Origin of the sequence: Paraburkholderia sp. JPY419, from assembly GCF_050435705.1 — a bacterium.
Taxonomy (GTDB): domain Bacteria; phylum Pseudomonadota; class Gammaproteobacteria; order Burkholderiales; family Burkholderiaceae; genus Paraburkholderia; species Paraburkholderia youngii.
Genome location: NZ_JBNDKV010000004.1, coordinates 1,604,783 through 1,629,137 on the forward strand (window position 1 = coordinate 1,604,783; position 24,355 = coordinate 1,629,137).

Below are 24,355 nucleotides of genomic sequence, written 5' to 3' on the forward strand. Positions count from 1 at the left end.
ACACGGCCGGAAAACTTCACCTACTTATCCAAGAAGGCGAAAACCCGCCCATCTTGCGACGGGCGGGTGCGGAGCTACGTACTACCTTCGACTACGATTAGCTTACGAAGCCAGCGTGAACGCGTGGCCTGCAACCGTCGTATTGACGGTGTGGGCACCGACCAGCTCGATAACCGTGTCACCTTGCGCCATCGTGCCAGTGCCAAGAGCCACCGACTCAACAACGTACGTATTGCCACCGTATTGGAATGCCATTGCGTGACCAGCAGCGAGACCCGAGTCCGCAGCCGAAATCGCGCCAGCAAGATTCGCTGCTGCGCTAATCGCGGTCTGCTGTGCAGTCGTCGCGTTCGCAATGACCGTGAAGCCAGCATCCTTCAGCGTGATGATGTCGCCCGCGACCGCACCGTTGATGACCGTGTTCGGTGCAGTTGCGTTCGCTGCGACGCCGTCAACCTTAATCGAGTCGCTACCGCTTGCTGCCGTATGCGAACCCAGATTGATGGTTGCCAGATAGCCTGCAACAGAATTCGTTGCTACGCCACCGGAAACGTCAATCAGGTTCGAGCCCGTGCCGACGGTGATGTTGACCGTGCCAGCCGTGCTTGTGTCGACAATGCTGTTGTTGGCGTTACCAAGCGTGATGCTGTCCGTATAAGTTGCTGCAGCACCAGCCAAGTTCAGCGTCACATGGCTATTGTCGCTGGCGCCCGAAACCGTGACACCCGTTGCGAGGCTATCCGAGAAGGTCACGTTCTGACCAGCGGACAGTGCGAGCGACGAAACGTTGTTATCGGTCGCGGTCAGCGTCATCGCGCCGGTCAAAGACAGGTGAGCCGCCGACAACGTACCAGCATTCACCGTCACCGAGCCCGTACCCGAATTCGTCAGCGACAGCGTGCCTGCAACCGAGTCGGTCAAGTTCAGATGCGTCGCGCCGGTGCCCGAGAACGTGAGGCTACCCAGCGAGTTGTCCGTCATCGTGAGATTCAGACCAGCAACGTTGGTACCAGTGTTGTTGATGGTCATGCCGGTTACGTTGTTGGCGAAGGCACCAATCGTCAAGCCCCCAGCACCGCTGAAATTCAGCGTCGAGACTGCGTTGTCAACCAGCGTAGCGATAGTGTCGCTAGCGTAGTTGAACGCCGGGTTGTTATCTACCAGATTCAACGTGCCGACACCGTTGCCGTTCGAATCTGCCAGCGTCAACGACGTAACGGTCTGAGCGACGCCCACTGCCAATGCCGAAGCGGTCCCACCTTGCAACGTCACCGTAGCCGAATCTGCCGCGCCATTTGCGTCGACATAATTCACTGCCAAGGTGCCGCCTGCGCCTGCTGCGAAGTTGACGGACGCGTTCGTGTTGACATTTGTCAGGGTCGATGCGACGGCCGCTCCGCGCACGTCGATTGCATGAATCGACGAACCAAAGACGGACGCATCTTGCGTGCCCGTCGTGGCGTTCGTGATACCCAAAATTTCGAAGCCAGTCACGTTGGCGCCAGACTTAGCAGCCGTGAACGTCCCACCGATTGCGTTGAGGACGATTTCGTCGCTGGCACCCGAACCGCCGGTGATGGCCTTGGTCGCATCTGCACCAATCGTAATCGTGCTTGCACCAGTCGAGCCCGACGCGTTGAACGTCGTCGTCGTGTCGTTGACCGTGCCTGCGTAGCCAGCTGCGCCCGTCACGTTGATGGCAGTAGCCGATGTTGCGTTGGTCACCGTCAGGACCGACGAGCCCGCCACATTCAACGTCTTCAGGTTAGCGTCGCCGAAACCGGTCAGCGTCGAGGCAGTTGCGCCCGTCGTCACATTCAGCGTCGTGATTTCGCCGTTCGTATCGGTGATGGTGTTGTCACCACCGTTCAGAACACTTGCCGACAGGCCGTTGACCGACAGGTTCAGCGTCGAGTTCGACGTCGGGGTAGCACCGGCGGCGGTCGCGTTTGTAATCGCGAGCGTACCGGCCGTACCAGCCAGAGACAGATTCGTCAGGGCGTTGTCAGTGATGGTCGAACCGGCGCCATAGTTATTGAGCGTAACGCTCGCAATGGTGTTCGCCTTCGTCGTGTTGTAGTTTGCGTCCGCGATATGAACAGCGCCATCAGCAGTAACGCCGACCACACCAGCTTGCGCGGCCACCGGGCCAACGGCGGTAACAGCCGAGACTCCTTGCGTGCCCGGCGCTGCAGTAACACCAGCGACGCCCACCACACCAGCCACGCCGGTCACTGCAGTTGCGCCAACTGCTGCGGCTGCCTGGTTGACGACAACCGAGGTCGTGGCAGAAGTACCCGTCACGTTGACGGTATTCATGGTCACGTTCGTACCCGTCTTGGCCACGTCGCCTGCCGACTCCGTCACCGTGACAGTCGAACCGCCTGTGACGTTGATAACACCGTTGATGCTGCCGCTAGCGGCTGCCGTCGTTTCGTTAACAACAACGGCGCCCGTCGTCGCCACATTGGCGCCGACAGTGATGGTACCCAAGCCTGTCGTTGCACCGCTTGCATTCACGGTAACCGACGAGCCGCCATCGACAGCAATGGTAGCGGCTGCTTGCGAGGTTTCCGTAACCGAAATGGCGCCTGCCGGGCTGGTAACCGTGCCCACTGCTCCACCAACCGCCACATTGCCGCCTGCAGAGCTCACCGTGACGTTGTTGCCACCGTCAACCTGAACCGCTCCCGTGCTGAGACCGGTCACGCTCTCATTCGTCGAGGCAGCAGCATTCACCGTAACTTGGCCCGTGCCCGCTTGAGTCACGTTCACCGAGTTCAGGCCGGACCAGCCGCCCTTCGTCGTATCCAGGGTAACTGCAGCTGCGGCCGTATTAGATTCCGTGACGTTGAGCGTCGCGATGCCGTTGACTGTAGCGCCTGCGGGCTGCGAAATGGCGCTCGCGCTGGTCACGTTGAACGTATTGCCCGTGCCCGTACCGTTGATGGAATCGAGCGCGGACCACGTCTGCGTAGCGCCGAGCGCGCCACCATCGGTGGCATTGACAACATTGTTGTTGCCCGACAGCGTGATGTTATCCACACCCGTAGTGAGCGTAACCGTCTGTCCAACAGCGCCCGCATTGATGTTCGCCAGCGTCGTGTCCAGTTTCCCGACTGCAGTGCCTTCCGAAGCCGTATCGGTCACCGCTGCGACTGCTGCGCGAGCATTGTTCGAAGCGGTCGTGCCCGAGTAGGCGATTTGCGCCGATACCGATGCCGACAGAGCATTCGTGAATGCGTCCGCGTAGGCCTGCTTGGCATCCAGTTGAGCTTTGTCGGTGCCCGTCGCGCCGTAGTAGATGTTCAGCGCGACCGAAGCCAGCGTGAATTCGCCGCTGTTAATGCCGTGTTGATAGAAGTTCAGACCTTCGGCGTCAGGAGCACGGCCGAACAGCGTCTGATAGATCGCGGTGATTTGCGCTGCCATGTTCGAGCCACCGTACAGGGCGGTCGATTCAGTCGACGTACCGAACTCGTTGATGATCGAGCTCAGGTTGCCCCCGGCGCTGTCCAACCGCATTGCCCAATATTCTTGACCTGCGGGGTCAGCCGGGCGGCCATAATAAGCCAGATACGCCTGTTGTACTTCTTCGTAATATTGTGCTGCAGCCATTTGATTCTTCTCCGATAGAGTACGAATATCAACACATGTGTGATACGTCATGAGCCGTTAGGGAGGCGACGCGTCAGATTCATTGGACTTGAATCACCCGACGGTTTTCCACAAAGCTACAACGCAGATGGATTTTCAACGTCGGGTTGTTCGCGAATTGTGATGGCGCGCACAAAAGCGCAAATAGTTGGAGGTTCGGCGATAGAGTTGCTTTTTTCCCGGGCAACTCAGACCTGAAAAGGGGCAATTGATGCGGGAAAGACCTTGTCCAAAAGCCTTGCAAAGAATCCGAGCGCTGGGCGCGGTAGCGCATGAGCGCTTGTTTCCCCTCTCCGGCTAGAACCGACCTTGCCAAACGGAAGGAACAGCCAACACGGCCGGATGCGAGACGCAAACGTTAAAACCAAGCATGAGCCGAAAGAAATCGCATCCCGCTGCCGTCAATTACCCACAAGGCCATAAGCGCCGAGCGAGAAGTGATTCGACGTCAAATCCGGCTGATCCCCTTTCGCAAGCTCCCCGGCAGTGTCCGCGTCATTACCCACGGCAGGATCCGCTGCGCGCGCCTGTTCTTCGAGCAGGCGGCTGGCATTTGAATGCTGCAGCGTCCCGTTCAGCGCATCGATCAATTCGCTTAACCGATCCTGTCGGAGCAGGAAATGCCGGGTGGTCGACGAGCCAACGTTGTCGTCCGACTCGCCCGCCACGTATAACGACAGGCTGATATGGCCTGAGGCCGCAGCCGGCTCGATGGTCCAGTCCACGATCCAGCGTCGTAGACCGAGTCTTTTGCCGCTTGTGGCCTTTCGCTTTGTGATTGAATCGGGCTTCATGATCTGTTTCGGTGAGATTGCGCGGCACTCGGCAATTGGTAATGCTGCCGGACCACGATGCCACCTAATTTAGTGCAGATGCCCAAACAAGATTGTGCGTGCCAGCACAATCCTTAAGTAAAAGTAGGTAAAAAGAACCGCCACGCCAATGCCACGCCCACACGTGATCGGGCGTGGCGCACGGTATCGATCAATGAACCCGAGCTGTCGGCACCACCGCATTGGCGAGCGGCGCCGCCTGGGCAGGTGGAACGAACGACTGCGCGATCTCCACCAGATCCTGCTCGGTCAATATCCCGGCAGCGTGTTTGAGTTGCAGATCTGCCAGCAGGAACTGATAACGCGCGCGCGCCAGATCGCGTTTGGCCGAATACAGCTGCTGTGTAGCCGTCAATACGTCGGCATTGGTGCGCACGCCCGCCTGAACGCTTTTGCGGGTCGCCACGATCTGCAGCATCGCGGATTCGACGGCGCTTTTGAGGGAGTCGATGCGCGTCATACTGCTCACGCACTGGTTGTATTGTTTGCGCAGGTCGAGCAACACCTTGTCGGTCTTGTCTTGCAATTCGAATTGCGCACGTTCGTAATTAGCCTGCTCCTGTTGGGTCGACGCGCGCACGAGTCCACCGGAATAGAGCGGTATCGTGACTTCAACACCGACCGATTTTGTCAGATAGCGAGTACCGATCGCATTGGTCTGGGTCGACTGATTCTGACCAACGCTCGCCACCAGATCCACGTGCGGATAAAAGCCCGCCTGCACGATCTTCATCTTTTGCTGCGCCGCTTCAACTGAGTGTCGGCCAGCAATCAACCTCGCGTTGTTTTCCAACGCAATATCGTGCCAATGATCGAAACTGAGCGGCTCGGGCAGCACCGGTTGAAAGTCGTCCTTCAGACGGTCAAGACCCGCGACATCGAGCGACGCCGGCAAACCGGTCAACGCTTCCAGCGCATGCGCAGCGTTATCCAGGCTATCGCGGGCGTCGGCGACATCGGCCGCTGCCAGCGCGGCCTTCGATTTCGTTTCGAGGATGTCCGTGCGGGTGCCCTCGCCGTTTTTGAACATCGCCTGATTGCCGGCGTACTGTTCATCGAACGCGTTTTTCTGCGCGAGCGCGAGCGACAACTGATCTTCCGCGAAGACCGTATCCGTATAGGCAGTTAACACGCGCACCAGCAAATCCTGCCGGCTATCGTCGAACGTCGCGTCCCCGGCGAGCGCGATTGCCTTGCCGTAGCGATAGCGCGCAATGCCTTCGAAGTTGATTAGCGGCTGACGCAGCGAAACGCCTTTGGGAATAGGCACCGTAGACCTGATGTGTGGAAACATCCCCATACTGCGTACCTAGGTACGTCGTACCGGTTACGTCGCGGTATCGCGCGTAATTCGCCGAGACGTTGGGCAACAGATACGAGCGGCCAATCCCGACATTCGCGTCATCGGCTTCCTTCTGCTTCGCCGCGCCCGCGAGAATCGGGTCATGGCCCAGCGCGGCTTCGTACGCATCGACGAGGCCGAGTGCAAGCGCTGGACGCGGCGCGATCAGTGCGGCGCCAACCGACATCGCCAGCAACAACGTACGCAGGCGTGGAACGGCCTGCGCCGTGCCGGTAGAACCGGCGTTGGACGACCGAAGTGAAAAAACGCGCTGCACTTCAGTCCTCCGTGAATGCAGTGTGTGCGCGATCGAAGATCGGCTTGAGCAGATAGCTCAGCATCGAACGCTGACCTGCATTGATGAATATCTCGACCGGCATGCCCGGCTTGATATCCAGCTTGCGCAACTGTTTCATGCCCTGCTCGGTCACTTTGGCGCGCACCCTGTAGTAAGGCGCACCGGAGTGTTCGTCCACGAGGCGGTCGGCGGACACGAACGTCAGCGTGCCGGACACTCTCGGGGTGGTGTTCTGGTTGAATGCGGTGAACATCATGTCGACCGGCATTCCCGTGCGAACCTTGTCGACCAGGTTCACCTCGAGGTGCCCTTCCGCTTCCAGCGGTTCGCCAGTCGGCACCACATCCATCAGCTTCGCGCCGGGGCCGATCGTGCCGCCTTCGGTGAAGACACTCATCCCGACGACGGTGCCGTCAACGGGAGAACGGACCTCGCTGTTGGCAAGGTTGAATTCGCTTTCGTCCAGCCGGCTACGCAATGCCTCGGTGTCACGCTGGACGTCGCTCAACTGCGTGCGCACCTCTTTCATATAGTCTTCCTGCGCTTGTGCGATACGCAGACGCGCCTCGGCCGACTGGCTCGCCAATTGCCCGGCGGCGCCCGCCTGGTGCGCGATCTCGCCGTTCAGCACGGCTTCCTGACGTTGCAGGTCCTTCAGCTTGCTGCGCGGCACGTAACCTTCGATCGCCAGCTCACGAACGCCGGTCAACTGGTCCTGCAGCGCCTGGTGCTCGAGCAGCCGTTGAGCATGCGCGTCGTTTTCGCCAGCCAGCTGGGCCTGGTATCCGGCGATGCTCTCCTGTAGCGCGCCAATCGACGCCTTCAGTGCCAGCCGGCGCGCGCTCAGCAGTTGCTCCTGCAGCTGCACGTCGGCCTCGGCCTCCTGGTCGTGTGCGGCGATACCATCCGTCAACTCACGCGGGAAGGCGATGGTCTTCGCATTGGTCGCCTCCGCGACGAGGCGCGCCTTGGTGGCGAGCTCGGTCAGATATTGCGAGCGGATGGTCGCGTTCTGCGAGCGCGCCTGCACGTCGTTCATCCTGATGAGCACTTGCCCGGCCTTCACCTGATCGCCATCCTGAACGAGGATGTCGCGAATGATGCCACCGGTCGGGTGCTGGATCGTCTTGCGATTGCCGGCCACCACCACCGTTCCCTGAACCTCTGTGCCCTTGCTGAGGGGCGCGAATCCGGCCCACAGCAACGAGCCTACGATGCCGACCAGTACGACGGTCCAGCCAATCTTGACGTAGCGCGATTCATCGACATTGACGACCGGCGGCAATGCTGTGCCGAGCACCTCGATGGCAGGCGCCGCCGCTTTCTTGCTTGTGGAATTAACCATGGAAAATCTGCGGGTCAGACGGTGGCATCCGCATCCGCTGTTTGAGCGTCGGATGGCTGATGAGGGTTGGACGAAGCCGGGTTTGAGGCGGCAGGTTGAGCCGTCGCGGCAGGTTGAGCCGTGGCGGTCGTTTTTGCAGCAGCCGATTGCGCAGCCGCCGTATTCGCGGGCGCATTCTGCAACGCCGCCAGCACATGCGCGGTGGGCCCGAACATCCTGAGCTGGCCTTCGACAAGCAGCAGCAGCTTGGTCGTAGCCGCAATGATGCTGGTCCGATGCGTAATCAGCACGACGGTCTTGCCGGCTGCATGCAAGCGCTCGATTGCCAGTTTGAGCGCCGCCTCGCCGGTTTCGTCGAGGTTTGAATTCGGTTCGTCGAGCACGATAAACGACGGATTGCCATACAGCGCACGCGCCAGACCAATGCGCTGCTTCTGGCCACCGGAGAGCCCGGCGCCGCGATCGCCAACCAAGGTGTCATAGCCTTGCGGCAGACGCAGAATCATCTCGTGAACCCCGGCGAGCTTCGCCGCCTCGATGACCTTCTCCGATTCGATCTGCCCAAAGCGGGCGATGTTTTCCGCGATCGATCCGCCGAACAGTTCGATGTCTTGCGGCAGGTAGCCGATGTGCGGTCCAAGCTGATCCTTGTCCCACTGATAGATGTCCGCGCCGTCCAACCGCACGGTGCCGACCGCCGCAGGCCACACGCCGACCATCAGCCGTGCGAGCGTCGACTTCCCGGACGCGCTGGGTCCGATCACGCCGACCACATCGCCGGCATCGATCGTGAATGACAGGCCTTGCACCACCGGCACACGGATTCCCGGCGGCGCTGCGCTCACGCCTTCGAGCGTCAGCCGGCCGGTCGGCGGCGGCAGCGACATGCCGATACGGCGCACCGGATTGTTTTTGAGCAGTTCGACGAGGCGGTCGTACGCACTGCGAGCGCCGCTCCACTGACGCCAGACCGAAATCACCATTTCCAGCGGACCCAATACGCGGCCCATCAGGATCGAACCCGCGATCATCATGCCCGGAGAAATCTTGCCGTCGATCGCGAGCAGCGCGCCGATCCCCAGTACGAGGGACTGCAATGAGAGCCTGAAGAACTTCGTGACATTGCCGACCAGCGCCGCTTTCTCGCTCGCTTCAGCCTGGCGCGATAGAAAGCCCGCATTCAGGACTGACCAGCGCGCCATCAGGTTGGGCAGCATGCCCATTGCCTCGATGACCTCGGCATTGCGCAGATTCGCGGTGGCGAGTGTGGTGGAGCGAATCGACAAGCTGGTCGCCTCCGACAGCGGACGACGTGAAACACGTTCGTTGGCGATTGCCAGCGCTATCAGGATCGCCGAGCCCGCCAATGCAAACACGCCGAGCCAGACGTTGAAGATGAAGATAACCGCCAGATAAATCGGGAACCACGGCGCATCAAAGAATGCGAACAGCGCATTGCCGGTCACGAATTGCCGGATCGTGGTCAGGTCATTGAGAGACTGCCCCGCATTGACGCCCTGCTGTTTGAGATTCGTTTCAAACGCAGCGGTATATACGCGGCTGTTCAGGTGCATATCCAACTTGCCGCCGATGCGGATCACGATGAAGCTGCGCACATATTCGAGCACGCTCGAGAACCCGTACATGCCGAGCATCATCAGCGTCAGCATCGCCAACGTGACGCCATTACGGCTTGGCAGCACGCGGTCATATACCTGCAGCATGTAAATGGACGGCACGAGCATCAAAAGATTGATGAGCATGCTAAATGCGCCTAGCGTGCGAAACACGCGGCGGTAGCCTAACAACGCCTGAATGATTTCATTCGACGGCACTCTGACTTTACTGGTCATCTTTGCTCGTTACGCCGGTCTCGCAACGCCTCTCGATTCACTTCTAGTGTGGTCATTCTTTGGCCGACACCCCGTGCGCCGGTCCGTTCTGAAGGCGCTCATTCTGCTCGATCAATTGCGCGTGAAATGTGACGGCCGTCACATCTATTCGCGAAAACAAACCCGATACTTGCGCTGCTCCCAGAATCCTTATTGCAGACAGTACCTTGCTCGACAACAACTATTCCGACGCTCAGCTCGACATCGCAATGGGTGGGCGCGCTTTACTCACGCCGCTTACGGGTATTGGCCAGTACGCGTCAAATCTGGCTCGCGAATTCGTCCATCGTGGACATAGCGTGCGGTTCTTTTACGGCACGCACTGGTCTTCGTCGCATGAGAACGGCACGACAAAGCCCTCCGCGGGAGATGCACGAGCAACGAAGTCGTGGCGCACCATCGCGGCAGCCGGTGCCAAACGTTTTGCGCGCAAGTATTTGCCCTCCGCATACCGTTTCATGCCACACGTCGAGCAGTATCGTTTCGATTCGGGCATCCGGCGGCGGCGCTCTCCGCAGGTCTATCACGATCCGAACTTCATTCCGTTCCGCTTTCGCGGGCCGACAGTGATCACCGCTCACGATGTCTCGTGGGTGCGTTATCCGGAGTACCACCCTGCCCAGCGTCTCGCGCTATTGCGGGCGAACTTTCCGCGCGCGCTCGAACGCGCGGATCGCGTCATCGTGGTATCGGAGTTCGTTCGGCAAGAATTACAGGCCTGCTTTCCAGTCGCGCCCGAGAAGATCAAGGTCGTGTATAACGGCGTGTCGACGCGTTTCCAGCCGTATTCCTCCGAAGCGACCAGTAAAGTACTGAGCCGCCACGGTCTCGCACATGGCCAGTACTTCGCGGCCGTGGGCACGCTGGAGCCACGCAAGAATCTGCAAACCGCGCTGGCCGCGCATGCGCGCCTGCCGGCCGCGGTCCGGCGCCAGTTCCCGCTCGTGCTGATCGGCATCGAAGGATGGCTGACGGACACGTTGCACCGCGCACTCGAACCGGGTCTACGTGAAGGCTCCGTGCGCAAGCTCGGCTATGTGTCCGACGACGACATTCCGCTGCTGACCGCGGGCGCGCTCGCGATCGTCTATGTATCCGTCTATGAAGGGTTCGGGTTACCCATCATCGAAGGCATGGCGGCTGGCGTGCCGGTATTGTGCTCGACCGCCGACGCGCTTCGGGAAGTGGCAGGTGATGCCGGCATCATGCGCGAGCCGACCGATGTCGAAGGATTTACCGAAGCGATGCAGGCGCTGATCGACGATCGCGCGTTGCGTGAGCGGTTGACCACGGCCGGCATCGCCCGTGCGCAATCCTTCAGTTGGCAGCGCACTGCCGAGGAAACGCTCGCCGTCTACCGGCAGGTCGTCGCCTGACACAGCCGGTTCCGACGAGCGCCGCGATCCACCTCGAATCCGTTTCATGCATACATTAAGAACAAGCCTCGCGCATGTCCTCCTGCTGTCGCGTCAGGATCTCATCGACCGGCATCGGGAAAATACGCTGGGTGCCGCCTGGCTGCTGATTCAGCCGCTGACCTTCGTGGTGCTGTTCAGCACGGTGTTTTCCCAATTCATGCGCACGCGCATCGGCGCGGATGCCGATCCGTATCTGTACACCGTCTATCTGATCGGCGGCCTGCTCACGTGGAACCTGTTCGCGAACCTGCTGAACCGGCTCACCCCCGTCTATAGCTCGAAGGCGCATCTGATCCGCAAGATCAGCGTCGATCTGTGGGTGATGCCCATGCATATCGTGCTCGCCGAGTGGGCGGTGTATGCGATCACGATGGCGTTCTTCGCGATGTTCCTGCTCGTCATCGGCCATCCGATCGGCGTGCAATGGCTGATGCTGCCGGTCATCGCGCTGCTTCTAAGCGCGTTCGCGTACGGCATTGGCATCGTCCTCGGTACACTCGACGTGTTCATTCCCGACATCAAGAACGTGCTGAACGTGGTGCTGCAATTCGGCTTCTGGCTCACGCCGGTCGTCTACCTCGCTTCGATCCTGCCACCGTGGGCCGCGAAGGGGTTGCACTTCAGTCCGATCTTCTGGGCCATCGACTCGGTGCACGCGATCATCGTATGGCATCAATACCCGCAGCTGAAGGAACTGCTCGCACTGTTCGGCGCTGCGGTGCTCAGCCTGCTCGCGGGGCGCCTTCTATTGACCCGTCTGCAATCTGAACTGAGGGATACGTTGTGACGACACGCGCGCAGAACGGTCCACCAGTTCTGGAGATCGAACGGCTCTCGAAGCGCTTCAAGATCTACAACCGCACCGCTGACCGCCTGATAGAAAGCTTTTCCCGCAAGCCGCGGCATCGCGTGCATGCCGCGCTGCGGGACGTTTCGTTCTCACTGGGACAGGGCGAGGCGATCGGCGTGCTCGGCCAGAACGGCGCGGGCAAATCGACCTTGCTCAAGCTCGTGAGTGGCGTGCTGTTGCCCGATGCCGGATCGATCGTGCGGCGGGGGCGAATCGCGGGTCTGCTGGAACTCGGCACCGGCTTCGACGGCAAGATGTCGGGTCGCGAGAACATCGCGGTGAATGCGCGGCTGATCGGCATGACGAGCGAAGAGATCGAACAACGTTTCGACGCGATCGTCGCCTTTTCCGAACTGGCTGACTTCATCGACGCGCCGCTGCGTACCTATTCGTCCGGGATGATCATGCGGCTCGGCTTCGCGGTGGCGATTCACGCGGACCCGGTGTGCTTCATCGTCGACGAAGCGCTCGCGGTCGGCGACGCGCGCTTTCAACAGAAGTGTCTGAAGCGCATTCGCGAGTTTCGCGACGCTGGTGGCTCGATCCTGTATGTGTCGCACGACATCAACTCCGTGAAGCTGCTATGCGATCGGGCCATCCTGCTTTCGGGCGGCGAAGTCGTCTACGACGGTTTGCCGGAAGACGCCGCACAGATCTATTACCGGCTGATTGCGGGCATCGATAGCGACGCGCCGCAAGCCAACCAGTCGACGCCGGAATCGTACGGTGCGTTGCGCACCCGCGTGCGCAACGTGATGCTATCAGGTCGCTTCGGACCGGCGATGCGATTTGCGTCCGGCGAAGAAGTGACGATCGACCTCGAATGCGAGTCTGACCAGGATGTCCAGCTATCAGTCGGCATTCTGATTCGCGATCGTTTTGGTCAGGACGTGTTCGGCACCAATACCGCGTTGTTGCGCAAGGAAGCGCATTTCTCCGCGGGCAATGGCGTTTGTTGCCGCTTCTCGCTGCCGCTGAATTTCGCGCCTGGCAAATATACGGTCACGGTCGCCCTGCATTCGGACGACACCCACGTGCACGATTGCCAGCACTGGTGGGATGCCGCCGCGACTTTCGAAATCGCCGGCTTTCAGCATGTGCCCTTCTCCGGACTGTGCTACGTGCCGGCGCAATTTGCTCAATACCCTGTACGGGAATTGGAACAACCCACGTTACGAGAATCATGACCAACGCAGTACTTCAAGATCTGATTGCGCGTGTCAAGGCGGAAGCAGCTGCCCATGCCGGCCCGAGCGACACAAATGCAACGGCTGCGCTGGGACATGCCGTATCGCCCGCCGGAGCCGGACTGGATGTCGCCGGCCTTTGCGCTCCCGCATCGATCGAACAGCTGATGATTGCCGAGGACGAGGCTTTCGTCGATGGCGCCTATCGGCTCGTGTTACGCCGCGAGTCCGATCCTGCGGGGCGGGCCAATTACGTCGGTCAACTGAAGAACGGCGCCAGCCGGCTCGTGCTGCTGGCGAAGCTGCGCATGTCGGAAGAAGGGCGGCGCACTGGCGTGCAGGTGCCGGGGCTTCGCGTCGGGATTGGCGTGACGCTCGCGCAGCGGGTGCTGCGCCACGCGGGACTCAGCGCGCTGGCGTCACGAGTCGGACGATATGCCGATGGCGTCTATGCGCGGCGCCTGCTCTCCCATTCACTGGTCGCGTGGCGGAGCCGCTTCGAGAACACTGTCGGTGCCGTTATGCGCCAGGCCGCGCGGTCCGAAGAACTATCACGACGCGTGGACGATCTGCAGGTACAGTTTCCCAAAGGCCTCGCAGTGGCGCCGGAAATCATCGACGCCTATTACCTTGCATTCGAAGATGCCAATCGCGGCACGCGTGAGAACGTGCGCGCGAAGCTGGCGATCTACGACGACTGGCTCGCAACGAACGTTCCGCGCGCGGGCAGACTCACGCATCAGATCGTGGATATCGGCTGCGGTCGGGGGGAATGGCTCTCGTATGTGCGCGAGCGAGGCCACGACGCAATCGGTATCGACGTCAGCCCGGTCATGGTCAAAGCCTGCGTCGCGCAAGGCTTCGACGCCCGCCATACGGACGCACTGAAGTATCTGCGCAGTTTGCCGACAGGCTCGGTCGCCGCGGTCACCGGTTTTCATATCATCGAGCATCTGCCATTCGACTATCTGTTCGCGCTCGTGCAGGAAAGCTACAGGGTGCTCGTGGAAGGCGGTTCGGTCCTGTTCGAAACGCCGAACCCGGAGAACATACTGGTTGGCAGTCACACCTTCTATCACGACTTCACGCACCGCAACCCGATAACGCCGAGCGCGATTACGTTCCTGCTGAAGTATCACCACTTCGAAGCGATTGACATCATTCGCAGCAGCCCATACCCGGAAGAAGCGAAGGTGCCGGGCAACGATCCGCTGACCGAGCGCGTCAACGGCCATCTCTGCGGTCCGCAGGACTTCGCGGTGCACGGACGCAAACGGACCGCGGCAGGAGCGCCGGCGTGAAGATTCTCGTGACGGCGAACATGGTGCCATTCATGCACGGTGGCGCTTCGTATCACATTGCCGGCGTAGTCCGTGAGTTGCAACAGGCGGGACATGAGGTGGAGCTGCTGCGTCTGCCTTTTCGCTTTTCGCCGGAACGGGACGTCGCGCGAGCGATGGAACATGCGCAGTCGCTCGACTTCATCCGTCCGAACGGCGTTACGATCGATCAGGTGATCAGCCTGCAATTTCCGGGCTATGGAATCAGCCACCCGAATCACCGGGTATGGGTCATGCACCAGCATCGCGCGGTTTATGAACTGTACGATGCCGCGCAGGCAACCGCTGAACTCAGGCAGCTGCGCGCTCAGGTGATTGCGTTCGACAACGCCGCGCTCTCGCGCGCGAACCTGGTGTTCGCCAATTCGCGGCGCGTCGCCGCGCGCTTGCGCGACTTCAACCGGATCGAAGCGACGCCGCTCTATCATCCGCCCGCAGACGCGGAGTCGTTCCGCTGCGAACAGGCTTTGCCGTATGTATTTTTCCCGAGTCGCCTGGAAACGCTGAAGCGGCAATCGTTGCTGATCGAAGCGGCGCGTCATATGCACTCGCCGCTGAAGATCCTGCTGGCAGGCGACGGCGGTCAGCGCGAGGTGCTTGCCCGGCTTATCGAACAACATGACGTGGGTAGCCGCGTCGCGCTGATCGGACATGTGACCGAGGCAGAAAAGCGCGCCTTTTACGCGCGCGCGCTGGCCGTGGTGTTTCCGGCTTTCGATGAAGACTACGGATACATCACACTCGAAGCAATGCTGTCGTCGAAACCCGTGATTACCTGCACCGACTCCGGCGGACCGCTGGAGTTCGTTCGTGACGGCGAAACGGGCTGGATCGAGCCACCCGACGCCAAGGCGCTCGCCCAGCGCCTCGACTGGCTCGCGCAACATCCGCGCAAAGCTGCCGACGCCGGCGTGCGCGGCCTCGAAGCCTACCGGGCGGCGAACATTTCGTGGCGCGGCGTGATCAAGCAGCTTACCCAACCTCTCTAACCTGATCTCCCCATGAGAATTGCCATTGTCGCGCCGAGCCCGGTCCCTTTTGTGATCGGCGGCGCTGAAAACCTGTGGTGGGGCCTGCTCGACGCGCTGAACGCACGGCCGGGAACCGTGGCGGAACTGATGAAACTGCCAACCCGCGAAGGCAACATGGGCGAACTGCTGGCCAGCTATCGGCAGTTCTTGCGACTGGATCTCGATCACTTCGACATGGTGATCAGCACCAAGTACCCCGCTTGGGCGATTCGACATCGCAATCACGTCGTCTATCTCCAGCACACGCTGCGCGGCCTGTACGACTGCTACCCATCGGGTATGCCGACGCAGTTCGAACCCGACGCACTGCTCGCGCTCGGCATGCCGGCGCGTATCGTGGACGCGCTCGTCAAGCGCGATGCGGGGAACCTCGAACTCGACGAACTGCTCGACGCGCTCGACGCAGCGTGGCAGCGCGCGCCGCAAGCGGCTTGCTGGGCGTTTCCAGGGCCCGTCACGCGCGCGGTGATACGCCTGCTCGACGCAATCGCGATGCGGCCTGACAAGATCGTTCGCTATGCCGCGATTTCGCAGGTGGTCGCGGCGCGGGAAGGCTATTTCCCCGCCGGCGTGAAAGTCGCGGTCCATCATCATCCGACCGGTCTGAAGGGGCTCGCGCCTGGCCCGCAGGAAGCCATCTTCAGCGCCAGCCGTCTGGACCCGGCCAAGCGTATCGATCTGATCATCGAGGCTTACCGGCAGAGCAAGGTGGAGGTGCCACTGCATATTGCCGGCAGCGGACCCGATGAAGCGCGCTTGCGCGCGGCCGCCGCTGGCCATCGCGGGATTCATTTTCTCGGACGGATTACCGATGTTCAGCTCGCGCAGGAGTATGCGCGCGCAGTCTGCGTGCCGTTCGTGCCGCGTGATGAAGACTATGGGCTTATCACGCTCGAAGCGATGCTGGCCTCGAAGCCGGTCATCACCACTACCGATTCGGGCGGTCCGCTCGAACTGATCGAGCATCAGCGCTCGGGACTGGTCGTCGAACCGGATGCGGCTGCGCTCGCCGGCGCGTTGCGGCGGGTTTGCGGCGATCTTGCCGAAGCGCGGAATATGGGATTGGCCGGGCGCAAGAGCGTTGAGCATCTGAGTTGGACCACGCTGTGCGATGCGCTGCTCGCTGCCGGCCGACAAGTGGCTTCCGACGGTCAGGCAGCCGACGCAACAGTCGCCGCCCCAGCGATCGTCGCCAGGCGCGCGAAGCCAGTGCTTGGCGTGCTCAATACCTATCCGATCACCCCGGTGATCAGTGGCGGCAAACTGCGCCTGCATGGGCTGTACAAACGGGTCGCCGAACACTTCGACGTGCAGTTCGTCAATCTGGCGCCAGTGGGTATGCGAGGTACGCGCAATCTCGCGGATGGCTTTACCGAGGAACTGGTGCCGAAGTCACAGGAATTCACTGAGGCCGAGTATCAGCTCGAACGCTCACTGGGCGCTTCCGCTGAAGATATCGCGGCCGCCATGCACCCAACCACGGCCCCCGAATGGCTAGACGCGATCGACGCACTCGCGCGACGCGCCGACCTGATCGTGTGCTCTCATCCGTACGCAATGCCCGCATTGCGCGAAGTCACGTCCAAACCCTTCGTCTACGAAGCGCACAATGTCGAAGCCGATCTGAAGGCCGACATTTACGGCCCACATCAATGGGCCGTCGATCAGGTCCTCGCGCTGGAGCGCCGTGCCGTACTCGACGCGGCGCTCGTCACTGCCTGCTCGGAGCGGGATCGCGAACGCATGGGCGAGCTCTACGGGACGGCAGGCGATGCCGCGAAGATGATCGTCGTTCCCAACGGCATCGACGTTGCGGCGACGCGGTTGCGCGCAGGCGCGCAGATAGAGCGCCGCCGCGCGGCGCTGCGTGTCGCGCATCCGCTGGCCCTCTTCATGGGCAGCGCGCACGGCCCGAACATCGATGCCGCGCGCTTGATCGTCGAAGCAGCCACGCGCTTGCCTTCGGTCCACTTCGTGTTGCTGGGTTCGGTATGCCACTCGGTCCAGAGTTGGGAGCTGCCGTCCAACGTCGGTCTCGTGGATGTGGTCAGCGATGCAGAAAAGGCCACGTGGCTTGAAATCAGCGACCTGGGCCTGAACCCGGTAGTTTCCGGCTCAGGAACCAACCTGAAATTGCTCGAATACGCCGCTGTGGGTCTGCCGGTGGTGAGTACCGAATTTGGGGCGCGCGGCCTCGGCTATCGCGCCGGCCATGAATATCTGTGCGCAGAAGCCAACGACTTCGCCGATGGCATTGAAGCGATGTTGCAATTGACGCAGGCGGAGCGTGATGCGATGACGCGCAATGCGCGCCGCCGTGTTGAAGCAGAGGGAGATTGGACCGCGATCGCCGCGGCCTACTCGAAGTCGCTCGCGCAGGTGCTGGCGTAGAGGGGTATGGGAAAGGCGTATCCGTGGGCAGCGGTACGCCCTACAACAGATAGTGGCTCAGCGGCAGCAAGCCATCGAATTGGCCCACCACCGTGACCTCGACTGCGGCGGCCTCGTTCGTTGTATGGGTCGATGCATGGGTCGATGCGGCATGCGTGAACTCGCGCAGCAGATTGTCGACCGAGTCATACGACTGATGCTGGAACCCTTGCCATTCCAGACATACGGATTGGTCCTGGCTAGTTGCGGTATTCGACTCAGAAATTATGATCGGACTTTTCATTGCGCGAACCTGGCGGTGAAGTAGATCTATTCTAGCGATTAGCGCGGCGCTTGTCGCGTTAGTACTTCCACGACAGACCGAGCGAGCCGCTGTACACGGAGTACGCAAAGAGCGATATAGAATCGGAGACCCGCGCTGCCGATGCCTGGGCATACACCGACCAGCCGCGCACCACTGGATACGTGTAGCGCAGCGATGCCGCCCGTATGGTCTGGTGCCGGCCCAGCGTACCGAAGAATATTGGGTCATACGCATCGGCGTCGATCAGCGTTCGCTGCTGCAAGACTGCTTCGAGTTGGCCATGACGGGCGATGTCGTAATCGGCCGACAGCCAGGCTGAATAACCGTGCTGCGATCCGCCGGGGCGTCCGTTCAACGGCTTGTCCCATGCTGGACCGACGAATATTTGCACCGAGGCGCGCTCGCCGATGCGAGCCTGGAACGCCGCACGCACTTCGACATACACCGAGTCATAGAGCGAGTTGCCGGGATACGCGGAATCCAGCACCGTAAGATCAAGGCCGCCGCGCGTGAGCATCGACCGCCATGCCGACGGCGGCAGCCAGAAATTCGCGTGCCAGCCGATATCGCGCTGATAGACGCGTGTGCCGAGCCACAGCATGTCCGCGGTGAGCTGGTTATAAAGCTCGCCACGCATCACACTAGTTCTGTCGGCCAGACCGATCGTCGCGGAGCGCTGGTCGAAGCTGTGCTGACTGCGGTACTGACGATTGGTTAGTCCAGCGAGCAGTTCCAGACCTGGCACGGACGAGATCGGCAACTCGCCCTGCACCGCCGATTCAATGTACTGGTCACCGTGCGCAAGGCTTTCGGGTGCGAGGATCAGCGAATTGACCGGCGCACTGGGCGCGAAAGTCACGACGGAATTCGACGGTCCATAATTCGCGTTCGACGTGACGCCCGCTCCGACGCTCACGATCAACTGCGGCCGCGGGTCACTCGGCGTGCACGCGCTCGCGCGATAGAAGACGATCAGCTTCTCGATGGCGGGTGGCACGTCGTATTTTGCTTCGATACGCGCGAGCGTTTCTAGCGAGCGCGTGCGCTCCCCCAGCTGGCAATACAGAATCGCCGCATCGAGTAGCGCGCCTGCCTGGCGGGGGTCACGCCGTACCACTTCATTCAGCAGCAATAGCGCGCGCTGGCGATCTCCGTCACTGATCGCAACCTCGGCCTGCGCTTGCAGATCTTCGTCGATGGTCTGATCGAAGAGACCTTCCGGGGTCTGCGCCATTGCGTGAGATACCAGTGCGCTTGTCACTACGATGCCGAGCGCACGCAGCACCACTCCGACGATTGCCCGCCCTGAACCACGCGACGGCAGCGCGTGAATGCGCCGCTCAATGAATCGCATGGGTATCGCCTTCGTGCATCGTATAAAGCCATTCGGCGGTGTCGCGCCCACGCAGTGCGACCTGAGAGCAGGTTTTCAGGCGATGACGTTCGCTCTGCCGCGCAGTTTCGTGGCCGATCAGCAATGTGGTTTCGAGCGTCTTCGCATACTCCTGGAGCCGCGACGCCACGTTGACCGTGTCGCCAATCGCGGTGTAGGACTTGCGCGAGCTGGAGCCGATTTCACCGACCACCGCGGGTCCGCTATTCACGCCGATGCGAACGCGAATCGTCCTACCGTCGAACACAGGCAGCCCACTATGATTGAGCGCCGCCAACTCGCGCAGCATCGCGCTCGCACAATCGAGAGCGCGGTCCGCATGGTCGGGCTGCCCGAGCGGAGCGCCCCAGAATGCCATCAGCGCGTCGCCCATGTATTTATCCAGCGTTCCTTCCGTGTCGTGCACGCAGCCGGTCAGACGCGTCAGCACGACTTCCGTCATCGCGAGCAGATGCTCGGGTGGCATCTGCTCGGCGAGCCGCGTGTAGCCTTCGATATCGACGAACAACACAGATATCAGCCGACGCTCCGGCCTGAAGGTCGCGAGTCCCCGCTCGCGGATGATTTCGCGCAGCACCGTCGGCGGCAAATAGTGGCTGAAGCGGCGCTCGAACGATAGCATCGCCGCCTGCGAATAAATCCACTCGACGGGCGCCTGCACCAGCAGGAACACCGCCGCGGGAATCAACGGCAGTGCGGCCAGTTGCGTAGGCACACTGCGTGTCGAAGCCAGCAGGCCAAGCCACAATGACGTCGTCACGACGATCAACACCAGCGCGATCGTCGCGCGTTGCTGGCGGAACAGCACCGCGAAGATCACGATCGAGCACGCCGCCCAGACGATCGGTAGCCATGCCGCCTGCGCTTGCGTATCGTCGTGCGAGCCCAGATCGAGCAGTTCGCCAAGCAGTTCGGCATGCACGATGACCGCCGGCAACCATGGTTCGATCGGCGATGCGACGTGATCCGTGAGCCCGAGCGCCGACGAGCCGACCAGCACATAACGGTGCGCCAGCAGGGAAGATGGCACCCTTTGCGTGAGCACATCGAAAGCGGATACCACGTCGAGCGACTGAAGCGAATGCCGGAACGGCACATGCATCAGGCCTTGCGAGTCAATCGGCAGGCTGGCGAGCGATGCGAGCGGCAAAGTGCTCGCATTGCGGCAATGGATCAACTGCCATGCGAGCATCGGATAGACGGCGTTTGCGTACTGGATCACCGGGGCGACGGAACGGACCACCCCGTCCACACTGGCGTGCGGTGTCACATGCCCGACGCAGACCTGTGGATCACTAAAGAAATTGCCGACGAATCCCGACGCCACCGGCGCATGGGCAACGTGTGTGCCTGTCGGCAGCGCGCCGCCGACATGCCCGGCATGAGGCGCCCCCGCTCCCTCCGAGAGCGCGAATGCCTGCGCGAACACGAGCGGATACTGATGCGCGATGTCGAGCAGTGCGCGATCGCCGTCGTCCGGTCCTGCTTCGGGAAACATGATGTCGAGGCCGACCGCTTTCGCGTGATAACGCGTGAACAGCGTCTGCGCGAGCCGCGCCATCACGGCGCGTGGCCAGGGCCACGGCCCGATCGCATCGAGAGAGCGCTCGTCGATGTCGACGAGAGCGATGCGCGGGTCCGGTGCGGCCGTGATCAATTGCTTCTGCTGCCAGTCGTCGAGCGCATAGCCGAGCCGGCTATATGGTTCAGGCGACCATGCTCCGGTCGCCAGCAAGCAGCCTAGCAGTGAGATCAGGGCGAATATCGTGAGGCGAATTTGGTCCAGCGTGCCAAGGCCTGCTACCGGGACCACTGGGTCGCTCCATAGGCCGCATTGCTCCCGCCGAGAGACTGCGTGAACAGATAGCCCGCCTGCGTGGCATTCTTGCCGGCGAGCACACCTCTGACGAGCGCCCGCGAAACGCCGAATTCGCTGACGAGCTTGCCGTCCGGAGTCACGCTGCCGCTTCCCGAAATCGCATAGCTCGCGCCGTTTGCGCTGAGGTTCATGCTCGTCTGAAAAGCACGCGTGCCGAAATCGATCGACAGTAGCGGATTGCTGATCTGCGCCTCTGTCGCCGCGCCCGTCGTTGCATTGACCACGAACGCTTGCGCCGCCTGAAGCCCGAACTTGAAGTTACCGGAGGTGGGCATCACCATCTCCGTCTGCGGCGCGCGGGTCATCGCGAAAGGCCCCGTCCCCGTCAGGCTAACCTGTTCGCTGCCTTGCTGCACCAGCGCCGTCAACGTCGTGTCCGCGCCGTACGAACCCAGCGACTTATAGCGTCCCCAGAAGATCTGCGCCTCCGGCGCTGGGTCGACGACGGGTACCGCTGGTGCTGCCGGCGTCGGCGGATCGGCGGGGGGAGGTGTCGTCAGCGGGAAGGTTAACTCCGCGGGCGCAACGCCCGGACTGACCGGTGCCTGGGCGGTCGCCGCGCGAGCGCTGCTTTCCTCGCTCTTCAACTCGGCCACTGCCTGCTCGGACATCACCAGCGACGGTCCAGAGTCGATTACGACTGGGCGAGCGCTGCCGCGATACACCTGCAGCCATTCGTTCGGTTTGCCAGCAAATAGCTGTGCCGCAGCCGAGCCCTCGCAAGGACCCACACCCGTCGCCGAGCAGCCGGCGCCCAGCGGCGTCATCACGATGCCGCCGCTAAGCACGTCTGCGCGCGTCACGTTTTCGTCGGTGAACACGGTGAAATCGGTGCCGCGCACGCCGAGCGCGGCGACCGGCGTGTTCATCCGATAGTGGTCGCGCGCGGCCTGAGCACCCGTACCCGATATCTCGCGCACCATGCCCCTCGTCAGCGACAGCTTGATGACCGTCTTGCGTGGATCGGCCGGGTTGTATTCGTAGCGTTCGAATGTCAGCGATGAATTGGGTCGCACACTGATAAAGCCGTGATCGACCGTGGTGATGTACACATAGCCATCTTTGCCCGTCTCGACGGTGTCGCCCTGCTCAATGGAGGCGCCTTTGGCAAGCGGGGTGCAAAACGTTTGCGCGCGTTGTGCACACGCCTGTCCAATCACGAGGACTGCATTGCCAATCGTCGCGGACTCCGCATGCGCGTCATGGTGCACAAGAAACGCCGTGCAAACAACGAACTGCAATGCGGCCGAACGACCCCCTCGAAGTATGCGTTCCTGCATCTGATCTTTTCCCCGAGATCCTCACGGCACTGCGATCGAATAATCCGGTAATGATTAGCGAAATTTTGTAATTAGGATGTGACGGCCGTCACAGATGCCAGCGCTCGATACGCATATCGTCCTGCGTGCCCGTGTCAGCAAATTACAGTTGAGAGAGATGTCGACCGAAGAAGAAAGGATCAATGGCGGCCCATTAAAGGCCATTGATCTCTTGAAACAACAAAAGCTGCTGCGCAACGTTGCGAACGAAGTCATTGAAGAGACCAGCCGCCACATTCGCTATCGCCGCTTCTCGAAGCGGGAATTCGTCGTTCATAAGGGCGACGCCGGTTCATCGCTACTCATGTTGATGTCCGGCCGCCTGCAGGTGATCGCACTGTCGGAAGACGGCCGCGAGGTGGGACTCGATTTCGTGGAGCCGGGTGACTATTTTGGCGAGCTGTCGATTATCGACGGCGGTCCTCGCTCGGCTTCGATCATTGCGATCACGGAATCAGTGGTCGGCTTTTTGCCGAAGCATCAGGCGCAAACACTGTTTTACCGTAATCCCGCAGTGGTGGAGGCGCTGTTGCAACGGCTGTGCCGCACGATTCGCCAGGCTTCGAATTACCGGTCGATGCTCGGTCTGACGCGCGCTTACGCCAGGGTCTATTCAGTGCTCGAGGCTTCGATGAAAACGAGTGCAGGCGGCCTGTTGACCATCGAGAATCTACCCAACCAGCAGGCCATTGCGATCATGGCCAACGTGAGCCGCGAAACAGTATCGCGCGCGATCCGCTCTCTTATCGACGGAGAGGTGATCGAACGTGACTATCGACGCCTGATCGTCCGCAATGCGGAAATGCTGGCCAAGCTTGCGAGGGGCGAGGCTGAATTGCAACTACGTGCGAAAGCGATGGGCGAAGGCGCTACGGTCGGGCAATCGCGCCCCTCCTGAAACCGGTTGTTCGAGATAGGCCCTGGCAGGAGCGACGCTGCACCGATTAAGCATTCCAATCCACGCGTCACGACTTGTGACGCCCATCACACACTCAGCCCCGTTGGTTTGCTTTACTTAGAGTTCCGGTGCGATATGCATTGCCGCCGAAACTTTCATGCAAGCCAAGCTAAAGTTCCTCGAGAAATTCGCCGTCTTTAACCGAAAGAATCCGCGCACCAGATCGTACGATCGGGTCATAAGCATTGGCTCGAATTGCGAAGTGACCTGGAATATCCGCCATCACTTCGAGACGCGAACGGCTTTTCCGTTCGATTGGTGGATGACGCCCTTCCAAGCTCTGCTCGACGTTCTCGATGCGCGATTCAGCGGCCTTTTCGAGCCGTCGCATCTGGCTATTCCTGCGGATCGAGGCACCGTCGTCGATACGCGGTTCAATCTCATGTATCACCACGATTTCGCGAGAGATGAAGAAGGTCGCGTGATTGTGGACGACGTCGAAAAGCAGCTTCCGGATCTGCGGAAGAAATATGCCCGGAGAATTGATCGCTTCGTCAACGAACTGGACGGCAAAAAGGTGTTGTTCGTTCGAAACAGATGCGGCAACGATCCGGTGTATTTGAATGGCGATTACGGCGACATTCAACCCGATCAATGCATCGAGATTCACCGTGTGCTCTCGGCGCTTCTGCCGCGCACGCAGTTCGATTTGTTCGCGACGAACAAGCCAGGTTTCGAGGCTTTTTCGTATCGCGGCTCCGAAATCTTCAGCGACTCGATCGTCGAGTATGGCGATTGCAGCGACTATATGGTGTCGCCCAAAGGTTGGGCGGAGATGTTCGAGCGCAACCGCATTGTTCTTCGCGCGGGTCATCAGGCATCGACGAGCACCTTGACAGTTTGACCCGGAAAGCACATATCGTCAGGTCGAGTTCGTGACCAGTTAGCCAGATCGACGATAACTAACCATAATCTCCC

Annotated in this window: 17 protein-coding genes; 8 read left to right on the top strand and 9 right to left on the bottom strand. The window is 60.9% G+C overall.

From position 1 onward, the window contains the following. Positions 1-102: 102 nt before the first annotated feature. The 5 genes from QFZ91_RS35930 to QFZ91_RS35950 all read right to left on the bottom strand — a co-directional run bounded on the left by QFZ91_RS35930 (position 103) and on the right by QFZ91_RS35950 (position 9,328). Positions 103-3,618, bottom strand: coding sequence for a beta strand repeat-containing protein (locus tag QFZ91_RS35930; RefSeq protein WP_429570159.1), 3,516 nt, complete (start codon positions 3,616-3,618; stop codon positions 103-105). Between the two features lie 440 nt (positions 3,619-4,058). Further along, complete coding sequence (locus tag QFZ91_RS35935; protein ID WP_429570160.1) at positions 4,059-4,451, bottom strand: hypothetical protein; 393 nt, start codon at positions 4,449-4,451, stop codon at positions 4,059-4,061. A 190-nt stretch (positions 4,452-4,641) separates the two neighbouring features. Continuing rightward, entirely contained in the window at positions 4,642-5,760 is a 1,119-nt protein-coding gene (locus QFZ91_RS35940; RefSeq protein ID WP_429570161.1) for a TolC family outer membrane protein, read from the bottom strand. Between the two features lie 350 nt (positions 5,761-6,110). Then, on the bottom strand, positions 6,111-7,475 hold the full coding sequence (locus QFZ91_RS35945; protein WP_429570162.1) for an HlyD family type I secretion periplasmic adaptor subunit: 1,365 nt from the start codon (positions 7,473-7,475) through the stop codon (positions 6,111-6,113). Between the two features lie 14 nt (positions 7,476-7,489). Further along, entirely contained in the window at positions 7,490-9,328 is a 1,839-nt protein-coding gene (locus QFZ91_RS35950; RefSeq protein ID WP_429570163.1) for a type I secretion system permease/ATPase, read from the bottom strand. 248 nt (positions 9,329-9,576) lie between these two features. Between QFZ91_RS35950 and QFZ91_RS35955 the strand changes: the two genes are divergently transcribed. The 6 genes from QFZ91_RS35955 to QFZ91_RS35980 are packed head-to-tail and all read left to right on the top strand — an operon-like array spanning position 9,577 to position 17,584. Next, the gene (locus tag QFZ91_RS35955; protein ID WP_429570950.1) at positions 9,577-10,743 is read left to right on the top strand and encodes a glycosyltransferase family 4 protein; all 1,167 of its coding nucleotides are present in this window, start codon (positions 9,577-9,579) and stop codon (positions 10,741-10,743) included. 46 nt (positions 10,744-10,789) lie between these two features. After that, a complete protein-coding gene (locus tag QFZ91_RS35960) occupies positions 10,790-11,572 on the top strand; it encodes an ABC transporter permease (RefSeq protein WP_429570164.1) in 783 nt (260 codons plus the stop codon). Then, entirely contained in the window at positions 11,569-12,822 is a 1,254-nt protein-coding gene (locus QFZ91_RS35965) for an ABC transporter ATP-binding protein (RefSeq protein WP_429570165.1), read from the top strand. Before QFZ91_RS35960 ends, QFZ91_RS35965 begins: the two co-directional genes overlap by 4 nt. Beyond that, on the top strand, positions 12,819-14,123 hold the full coding sequence (locus tag QFZ91_RS35970) for a methyltransferase domain-containing protein (RefSeq protein WP_429570166.1): 1,305 nt from the start codon (positions 12,819-12,821) through the stop codon (positions 14,121-14,123). The genes QFZ91_RS35965 and QFZ91_RS35970 overlap by 4 nt, the downstream gene beginning before the upstream one ends. Continuing rightward, the gene (locus QFZ91_RS35975; RefSeq protein WP_429570167.1) at positions 14,120-15,151 is read left to right on the top strand and encodes a glycosyltransferase family 4 protein; all 1,032 of its coding nucleotides are present in this window, start codon (positions 14,120-14,122) and stop codon (positions 15,149-15,151) included. The genes QFZ91_RS35970 and QFZ91_RS35975 overlap by 4 nt, the downstream gene beginning before the upstream one ends. A gap of 12 nt (positions 15,152-15,163) precedes the next feature. Continuing rightward, the gene (locus QFZ91_RS35980; protein ID WP_429570168.1) at positions 15,164-17,584 is read left to right on the top strand and encodes a glycosyltransferase family 4 protein; all 2,421 of its coding nucleotides are present in this window, start codon (positions 15,164-15,166) and stop codon (positions 17,582-17,584) included. 40 nt (positions 17,585-17,624) lie between these two features. Here QFZ91_RS35980 and QFZ91_RS35985 read toward each other — a convergent pair whose 3' ends face one another. Genes QFZ91_RS35985 through QFZ91_RS36000 form a run of 4 tightly spaced genes read right to left on the bottom strand, consistent with a single transcriptional unit; the run spans position 17,625 to position 22,371 of the window. Continuing rightward, a complete protein-coding gene (locus QFZ91_RS35985) occupies positions 17,625-17,867 on the bottom strand; it encodes a hypothetical protein (RefSeq protein ID WP_176379786.1) in 243 nt (80 codons plus the stop codon). A gap of 58 nt (positions 17,868-17,925) precedes the next feature. Further along, positions 17,926-19,242: a tetratricopeptide repeat protein gene (locus QFZ91_RS35990; RefSeq protein WP_429570169.1), complete on the bottom strand. Its 1,317-nt coding sequence runs from the start codon at positions 19,240-19,242 to the stop codon at positions 17,926-17,928. Further along, positions 19,229-21,094, bottom strand: a complete 1,866-nt coding sequence (locus QFZ91_RS35995) for a CHASE2 domain-containing protein (protein ID WP_429570170.1) — start codon at positions 21,092-21,094, stop codon at positions 19,229-19,231. Before QFZ91_RS35995 ends, QFZ91_RS35990 begins: the two co-directional genes overlap by 14 nt. Then, the gene (locus tag QFZ91_RS36000; RefSeq protein ID WP_429570171.1) at positions 21,082-22,371 is read right to left on the bottom strand and encodes a FecR family protein; all 1,290 of its coding nucleotides are present in this window, start codon (positions 22,369-22,371) and stop codon (positions 21,082-21,084) included. The genes QFZ91_RS35995 and QFZ91_RS36000 overlap by 13 nt, the downstream gene beginning before the upstream one ends. A gap of 163 nt (positions 22,372-22,534) precedes the next feature. Between QFZ91_RS36000 and QFZ91_RS36005 the strand changes: the two genes are divergently transcribed. Both QFZ91_RS36005 and QFZ91_RS36010 read left to right on the top strand, forming a co-directional pair. After that, positions 22,535-23,377 (top strand): Crp/Fnr family transcriptional regulator, encoded by an 843-nt coding sequence (locus tag QFZ91_RS36005; RefSeq protein ID WP_429570172.1) that lies wholly within the window; start codon positions 22,535-22,537, stop codon positions 23,375-23,377. A 157-nt stretch (positions 23,378-23,534) separates the two neighbouring features. Next, positions 23,535-24,281 carry a DUF1796 family putative cysteine peptidase gene (locus QFZ91_RS36010; RefSeq protein ID WP_429570173.1) on the top strand — a complete coding sequence of 249 codons (747 nt, stop codon included), beginning with the start codon at positions 23,535-23,537 and terminating at the stop codon, positions 24,279-24,281. Positions 24,282-24,355: the final 74 nt, after the last annotated feature.

Bases quoted from the DNA above. Each gene is read 5' to 3' on its own strand.
- QFZ91_RS35930 (WP_429570159.1), bottom strand. From the start codon at position 3,618: ATGGCTGCAGCACAATATTACGAAGAAGTACAACAGGCGTATCTGGCT.
- QFZ91_RS35935 (WP_429570160.1), bottom strand. From the start codon at position 4,451: ATGAAGCCCGATTCAATCACAAAGCGAAAGGCCACAAGCGGCAAAAGA.
- QFZ91_RS35945 (WP_429570162.1), bottom strand. From the start codon at position 7,475: ATGGTTAATTCCACAAGCAAGAAAGCGGCGGCGCCTGCCATCGAGGTG.
- QFZ91_RS35950 (WP_429570163.1), bottom strand. From the start codon at position 9,328: ATGACCAGTAAAGTCAGAGTGCCGTCGAATGAAATCATTCAGGCGTTG.
- QFZ91_RS35955 (WP_429570950.1), top strand. From the start codon at position 9,577: ATGGGTGGGCGCGCTTTACTCACGCCGCTTACGGGTATTGGCCAGTAC.
- QFZ91_RS35960 (WP_429570164.1), top strand. From the start codon at position 10,790: ATGCATACATTAAGAACAAGCCTCGCGCATGTCCTCCTGCTGTCGCGT.
- QFZ91_RS35970 (WP_429570166.1), top strand. From the start codon at position 12,819: ATGACCAACGCAGTACTTCAAGATCTGATTGCGCGTGTCAAGGCGGAA.
- QFZ91_RS35980 (WP_429570168.1), top strand. From the start codon at position 15,164: ATGAGAATTGCCATTGTCGCGCCGAGCCCGGTCCCTTTTGTGATCGGC.
- QFZ91_RS35985 (WP_176379786.1), bottom strand. From the start codon at position 17,867: ATGAAAAGTCCGATCATAATTTCTGAGTCGAATACCGCAACTAGCCAG.
- QFZ91_RS35990 (WP_429570169.1), bottom strand. From the start codon at position 19,242: ATGCGATTCATTGAGCGGCGCATTCACGCGCTGCCGTCGCGTGGTTCA.
- QFZ91_RS36005 (WP_429570172.1), top strand. From the start codon at position 22,535: ATGCCAGCGCTCGATACGCATATCGTCCTGCGTGCCCGTGTCAGCAAA.
- QFZ91_RS36010 (WP_429570173.1), top strand. From the start codon at position 23,535: ATGCAAGCCAAGCTAAAGTTCCTCGAGAAATTCGCCGTCTTTAACCGA.